Here is a 3,721-nt window from a genome sequence, read left to right on the forward strand (position 1 = left end):
GTTATAAGGGACAGGGCCGATGCCCTTGCCGTTGGTGGCGCGGACCGGGAGGGGGCGTTCCCCGGTGAGCTGGGTGCGCCGCCAGCCCACATCCTGCGGGTCGGGGGTGCGGATGTCCCAGCCGGTGGGGTGGATGCGCACGGACTGTCCGTCGTCGCGGCCGAGGTCGAGCCAGGTGGCGCCGTCGAAGCCGGGGGCGACGCGGATGTGGGTGGGCTGTACCTGTTCGGTGAGGGCGAGTGCCTCGATCAAGTCCAACGCCTCCTTGAGGGCGGTTCCGTTGAAGACGCCGACCCCGTCGCGGAAGAGGCCGACCATGAGTTCCTGGCGGTGGCTCCCGGTGGTGCCCTGGGAGCGGATCGGGCGGGCGACGGGGTGGCCGGTGCGCTGGGCGTAGACGGTTCCGTCGACGGTGCGGAAGTACCGGAAGTGGGACTGCGCGTAGTCGGTGATGACCTGCCGGGCGGGGGGCTTGTCGTCGTCGGACACGGTCACATCCCCAGTCGGGTGAGGGCGTTGGTCCACGCGTCGGTGCAGTGGCGGGGGGTCTCGCCCTTGGCCTGTGCGGCGGTGAACAGCCGGTTGACGTGGGTGTCGGTGAGACAGCCGCACCGGCCGTGCGTCGACAGCACCGCGAGGAACGTGCGGTAGACAGTCGTGTGCACCGCGCTGCGGGCGTCGGTGATGCGCTGCACGGCCATGGCGACGCCGCGTTCGAGATAGATGGGCGTACGGTGCGGGCATTCACCGCCGTGACCCCTCAGGGGTACGGAGAGGCCCTGAGGCGCCCTGCGGGCCGGGGACGGTTCCTTTACTGCCAGAGCGCGCACAACCGGCGGAAGAGAGGCGGTGGGGCCGGTGCCGGGTCCGAGCCAACGGGCGTACGACATAAGGGACTTGATGTCGACGCCGGCCCGGACCGCGTTCGGCGACGGCATGGTGCCCCGGTAGATCCAGTGCTCACCCCGCGTCGTCGCCACGGTCCGTGTCGCGGGCAGGGTGGCGCGCGCCCACGCGACGGCCGCCTCGTCGTCGAGGTCGACGACGGTGAGTCCAGCGCCGCCGGGGTGGTAGGCCACGGTCACCGCCTCCCGCCACGCGGGCGCCCACGCCGGGGAGGTGAGGGTGCACGGGTCGGTGGTGGCGGCGGCCCACGCGTGGCACGGCAACACGCACTGGCAGGGGCCCGGTGTCTTCATGTTCGGCCGGCCGCCGCACGCGTTGTCCTTGCAGGTGCGGCAGTTACCGAACGGGACCTTGCCCGCGCGCAGGGGCAGAACCGGGACGCCGTCCGCCGCGAGGGCGAGGGCGACCCGCAGGACTTCGGGCACCGTGTTCATGCCGCCGCTCGCAGGGCCGAGCGGACCGGGATGCCGGTGGGGACGGAGACGATGTGTGCAGCGAGCAGCGGGGGCACGGCGTTGCCGACCTGTTCGAACTGTTTGGTCTTGGTGCCCTGGAACGGGTAGTCGGGCCGGAACGACTGGAGGACGGCGGCCTCGGCGACGGTGATGCGGACGGTGTCCGGCTCTTGCGGGGAGCCTCCGTGCAGCACCCACTGGCCGCCGGACTTGGCGGTGAAGGTGGGGGCGGGGCCGGTGTAGGGGTCGGCGGTCTGTCGGGTGCCGTCGGGCTGCTGGTTGCGGTTGGTGTGCAGGACCCACGCGCCGCGCCGCTGGGCGGCGAGCAGCGCGGCGCGCGCCTGGGTCGGGAACGGCTCGGGGCCTCCGGTCCTGCCGCCGCCGGCGGTGACGGTGGGCGCGGGGCGGTCCGTGGCTCCCCAGCCGAGAGCATCGGCCATCGTGGTCCAGCGGGGCAGGTCGTCACCGAACAGGCCAGCAGCAGCGTGCTGGCTGCGGGTCGGCGCGGGCGCGCTCACCCGGCGGACGCGGGAGGCGATGAGGATCACCCGCCTGCGGGTCTGCGGGACGCCGTAGTCGGCGGCGTTGAGGACACCGAGCCACACGCTGTATCCCCATCCCCGGAGGATCTGCCCGATCTGCTCGAACAGCGGCTGGACGTCGGGGACCTCTTCCAGGCACACCCACTCGGGGCGCAGGTCGTACAGCCAGCGCATCGGTTCCGCCGCGAGCAGGGACCGTTCGTCCTTGCAGCGGGTGAGGAGTTCGGCGCGGGTGTCGCGGCCGTGGGCGAGGTCGTGAACCGCCTGGTGCACGAGCGCCTGATCGGCGATCCCGCCGCGTTTCCCGGCGCGCGACCACGCCTGGCACGGGGGCGACGCGATCAGGCCCCTGGTCCGGCCCGCGAACGGGGCGGTGGGGTGGGCGGCGACGTCGGCCTGAACGGTCGCGTGACCGGCGGCGAGCGCGGTGCGGCACGCGGCGGCGTCCCACTCCAGCCCGACGTCGGCCAGACCGAGCAGACGCAACCCCTCCGCCCACCCGCCGGGCCCCCGGAACAGTTCGACGATGCCGCCGGGGACCGTGAGGCCACCCCCGCCGTACCTAGAAAGGGTGGCCGGGGTCGAGGGGGTCTCGCTGAAAACACGCTGTTGGGTCATGCTGGGTGCTCTCCAGTTCCTGTTGAAGGTGCTGGTCTGGCAAGAGCGGCCCCGTGACTTTGGCGAGACAAGGGGGCCGCTCTTGGCGTGGCTAGAAGGGCGGTTCGTCGCTGTAGCTGCCGCGCGGGCGGCGGCGCAGCCACCTGGGCAGGGGCAGGAGGGGGAGGGTCCAGTCGGTCCAGCAGTCGCAGAACCACCAGTTGCTCCCGGCGTACTCGCCGAATTCGTCGACGAAGGCGTCCTCGATGCTTCCGGCGCCGTTGCAGTCGGGACAGTTGCGGCGGGGGGCATCGGTGAGGGCCAGCGCGCGGCGCGGCCAGCCGATGACGCGGATGCGCGGTCGGATCACGGTTGTCGGCCTTTCGGTCAGGCGGCGTCGAGGAAGGGTTGCTGCCAGGCGGGCGGGGTGGCGTGGTGGCGTCGGCGGAGTTCGGCGAGCGGCAGGGGATAGCCGGTGCCTTTGCGGCGTTCACGCAGGATGGAGACGTCGCCCAGCAGTTCCCGCAGGCTCTCTTCCTGGGCTTCGGCGTGGGCGAACCGGTCGGGCAGGACGTCCAGGGTGTGTTTCCACTGCTTCTGCCCGGCGCGGACGCAGGTGCCGCCGCAGTTGTTGTGGGCGAAGCCGAGTTCGTACATGCGCGGCGGCTGGACGCCCAGCGCGCGGGCTTCGTCCAGCAGCTTGGCTTTGGCGCGGACGGGTTCGCGTTTCGCGCAGAGAGGGAAGCGGGTGTGCCACGGCTTCCAGTTCCGGGCGATGGCGGGGATACGGGCCCGGTCACGCGGGGCGTTCTCGATACCGATGTAGATCAGGGAGTCGCCGGGCGGGGCGTTGTCGTTCATCCAGGCCCGGCAGGGCTTCTGCTTCAGGTAGGTGGTGCAGGGGGTGATCCGGTCGTTGCCCAGGAACCGCTTGTCGCGGAAGACTTCCCAGGGGGTGCGGCCGTCGCTCACCTTGGTCAGCGGAACGCCCAGCAGGCGGCTGGTGTCGTCGGCGAACCGCCACAGGTCCGGGTCCTCGATCCCGGTGTCCGCGATCAGCAGCACCAGACTGCTGGTGCCGTGCCTCTCCGCGACCCGTACAGCGGCACCGAACGAGCCGATCCCGCCGCTGAACTGGACGACGTGTAACGTCACGTGGCCTGTCCTTCCTGGTCAGCCGTGGAAGTGGTTGCGCTTGATGACGGCTTTGCGGATGTTGAC

General features: G+C 71.6%; 4 protein-coding genes and 1 pseudogene. All 5 read right to left on the minus strand.

The features are described 5' to 3' along the window. Window positions 1–489: pseudogene (locus tag AOK24_RS35495) on the minus strand (ATP-binding protein); the annotation flags it as partial. Window positions 490–491: 2 nt separating this feature from the next. Beyond that, on the minus strand, window positions 492–1,340 hold the full coding sequence (locus AOK24_RS35500; protein ID WP_055724088.1) for a bifunctional DNA primase/polymerase: 849 nt from the start codon (window positions 1,338–1,340) through the stop codon (window positions 492–494). After that, a complete protein-coding gene (locus tag AOK24_RS35505; RefSeq protein ID WP_079057166.1) occupies window positions 1,337–2,521 on the minus strand; it encodes a DNA cytosine methyltransferase in 1,185 nt (394 codons plus the stop codon). Before AOK24_RS35505 ends, AOK24_RS35500 begins: the two co-directional genes overlap by 4 nt. Window positions 2,522–2,612: 91 nt before the next feature. Further along, window positions 2,613–2,870, minus strand: coding sequence for a hypothetical protein (locus AOK24_RS35510; RefSeq protein ID WP_055724089.1), 258 nt, complete (start codon window positions 2,868–2,870; stop codon window positions 2,613–2,615). 17 nt (window positions 2,871–2,887) lie between these two features. Continuing rightward, window positions 2,888–3,655 (minus strand): hypothetical protein, encoded by a 768-nt coding sequence (locus tag AOK24_RS35515; protein WP_055724090.1) that lies wholly within the window; start codon window positions 3,653–3,655, stop codon window positions 2,888–2,890. Window positions 3,656–3,721 lie beyond the last annotated feature (66 nt).

The sequence above is a fragment of the Streptomyces niveiscabiei genome (assembly GCF_001419795.1).
Taxonomy (GTDB): domain Bacteria; phylum Actinomycetota; class Actinomycetes; order Streptomycetales; family Streptomycetaceae; genus Streptomyces; species Streptomyces niveiscabiei.